The organism is Streptosporangium carneum (assembly GCF_027922005.1).
Taxonomy (GTDB): Bacteria; Actinomycetota; Actinomycetes; order Streptosporangiales; family Streptosporangiaceae; genus Streptosporangium; species Streptosporangium carneum.
The window spans coordinates 1-3,228 of the sequence record NZ_BSEV01000059.1 but is presented as its reverse complement, the minus strand read 5'-3'; the positions used below and the strand labels follow the sequence as shown (position 1 = coordinate 3,228).

1 rRNA gene is annotated in these 3,228 nt (G+C 56.9%); it reads left to right on the top strand.

What is annotated here, in order from left to right:
- Positions 1–80 precede the first annotated feature (80 nt).
- Positions 81–3,211, top strand: a 23S ribosomal RNA gene (locus PKF00_RS43735).
- Positions 3,212–3,228 lie beyond the last annotated feature (17 nt).

Sequence of the window (3,228 nt, the reverse complement as noted above, 5' to 3'; positions counted from 1 at the left end):
TGGGTGGGTGTGTGGTGGCGGGGCGGGTTTGGTCGCTGTTTGTTGTTTGAGATTTGCATAGTGGACGCGAGCATCTTTGTGGCCAAGTTTTTTAGGGCACACGGTGGATGCCTTGGCATCAGGAGCCGATGAAGGACGTGGGAGGCTGCGTTAAGCCCCGGGGAGTCGCCAACCAGACTTTGATCCGGGGATGTCCGAATGGGGAAACCTAGCACCAGTCATGTGGTGTTGCCTCCGCCTGAATGTATAGGGCGGTTGGTGGTAACGCGGGGAAGTGAAACATCTCAGTACCCGTAGGAAGAGAAAACAAATTAGTGATTCCGTGAGTAGTGGTGAGCGAAAGCGGATGAGGCCAAACCGTATGCGTGTGATAGCCGGCAGGCGTTGCGTGTGCGGGGTTGTGGGACCCTCTGGTGGTTTCTGCCGAAGCCGCAAGCAGTGAGAAATCGGTGGGATAGTCGAAGCTTCTGGGAAGAAGCGCCGTAGACCGTGAGAGCCGGGTAGGCGAAATCCTGTCGACTGTTGGAGGGGATCCCAAGTAGCACGGGGCCCGAGAAATCCTGTGTGAATCTGCCAGGACCACCTGGTAAGCCTAAATACTCCCTGATGACCGATAGTGAACTAGTACCGTGAGGGAAAGGTGAAAAGCGCCCCGGTGAGGGGTCGTGAAATAGTACCTGAAACCGTGTGCCTACAAGCCGTAGGAGCGTAAACATCTTCGGGTGTTTGTGATGTGACTGCGTGCCTTTTGAAGAATGAGCCTGCGAGTTATGGTGTGTGGCGAGGTTAACCCGTGTGGGGGAGCCGTAGCGAAAGCGAGTCTGAATAGGGCGTTTGAGTCGCATGCTGTAGACCCGAAGCGGAGTGATCTAGGCATGGGCAGGTTGAAGCGCGGGTAAGACCGCGTGGAGGACCGAACCCACCAGGGTTGAAAACCTGGGGGATGACCTGTGTTTAGGGGTGAAAGGCCAATCAAACTCCGTGATAGCTGGTTCTCCCCGAAATGCATTTAGGTGCAGCGTTGCGTGTTTCTTGCCGGAGGTAGAGCTACTGGATGGCTGATGGGCCTTACCGGGTTACTGACGTCAGCCAAACTCCGAATGCCGGTAAGTGAGAGCGCAGCAGTGAGACTGCGGGGGATAAGCTCCGTAGTCGAGAGGGAAACAGCCCAGATCACCGACTAAGGCCCCTAAGCGTGTGCTAAGTGGGAAAGGATGTGGAGTCGCAGTGACAACCAGGAGGTTGGCTTAGAAGCAGCCACCCTTGAAAGAGTGCGTAATAGCTCACTGGTCAAGTGATTCTGCGCCGACAATGTAGCGGGGCTCAAGTACACCGCCGAAGTCGTGGCATTCACACATGTTGCCTGGCAGCTTGTCTGTCTGGGTGTGTGGATGGGTAGGGGAGCGTCGTGCGGCCGGCGAAGCAGCGGAGTGATCCAGCTGTGGAGGCCGTGCGAGTGAGAATGCAGGCATGAGTAGCGAATCAGAAGTGAGAAACTTCTGCGCCGGATGACCAAGGGTTCCTGGGGCAGGCTAATCCGCCCAGGGTAAGTCGGGACCTAAGGCGAGGCCGACAGGCGTAGTCGATGGACAACGGGTTGATATTCCCGTACCCGCTACGATGCGCCAATACTGAATCCAGTGATACTAAGGGTCCTTAAGCCCCTGACGCCCTTCGGGGTGTGGGTGAGGCTGAACGCCTGGCCTGATCTGGTAGTAGGTAAGCGATGGGGTGACGCAGGAAGGTAGCCCAGCCCAGGCGATGGTTGTCCTGGGGTAAGCATGTAGGGAGAGAGGTAGGCAAATCCGCCTCTCATGTATCCTGAGATGTGATGCCGAGCCGATTGTGGCGAAGTGGGTGATCCTATGCTGCCGAGAAAAGCCTCTAGTGAGTGTCGTGGCGGCCCGTACCCTAAACCGACTCAGGTGGTCAGGTAGAGAATACTAAGGCGATCGGGTGAACTGTGGTTAAGGAACTCGGCAAATTGCCCCCGTAACTTCGGGAGAAGGGGGGCCTTCGCTGGTGATGGGCCTTAGCGTCCGGAGCTGGTGGGGGTCGCAGAGGCCAGGGGGAAGCGACTGTTTACTAAAAACACAGGTCCGTGCGAAGTCGTAAGACGATGTATACGGACTGACGCCTGCCCGGTGCTGGAACGTTAAGGGGACCGGTTAGCTGCAGTAATGCGGCGACGCTGAGAACTTAAGCGCCAGTAAACGGCGGTGGTAACTATAACCATCCTAAGGTAGCGAAATTCCTTGTCGGGTAAGTTCCGACCTGCACGAATGGCGTAACGACTTCCCCGCTGTCTCAACCGCAGACCCGGCGAAATTGCACTACGAGTAAAGATGCTCGTTACGCGCAGCAGGACGGAAAGACCCCGGGACCTTCACTATAGCTTGACATTGGCGTTTGGAACGGTTTGTGTAGGATAGGTGGGAGACGGTGAAGCTTCAACGCTAGTTGGGGTGGAGTCATTGGTGAAATACCACTCTGGTCGTTTTGAACGTCTAACTTGGGTCCGTGATCCGGATCAGGGACAGTGTCTGGTGGGTAGTTTAACTGGGGCGGTTGCCTCCTAAAGAGTAACGGAGGCGCCCAAAGGTTCCCTCAGCCTGGTTGGCAATCAGGTGTCGAGTGTAAGTGCACAAGGGAGCTTGACTGTGAGACCGACGGGTCGAGCAGGAGCGAAAGCTGGGACTAGTGATCCGGCGGTGGCATGTGGAAGCGCCGTCGCTCAACGGCTAAAAGGTACCCCGGGGATAACAGGCTGATCTTCCCCAAGAGTCCATATCGACGGGATGGTTTGGCACCTCGATGTCGGCTCGTCGCATCCTGGGGCTGGAGTAGGTCCCAAGGGTTGGGCTGTTCGCCCATTAAAGCGGTACGCGAGCTGGGTTTAGAACGTCGCGAGACAGTTCGGTCCCTATCCGCTGCGCGCGCAGGAGACTTGAAAGGGGCTGTCCCTAGTACGAGAGGACCGGGACGGACGAACCTCTGGTGTGCCAGTTGTTCCGCCAGGAGCACGGCTGGTTGGCTACGTTCGGAAGGGATAACCGCTGAAAGCATCTAAGCGGGAAGCTCGCCTTGAGATGAGGTCTCCCACCCTGTGAGGGGGTAAGGCTCCCGGTGGACGACCGGGTTGATAGGCCGGAGGTGGAAGCGCAGTAATGTGTGGAGCTGACCGGTACTAATAGGCCGAGGACTTGACCATAAAGCAACTCCTGCTGG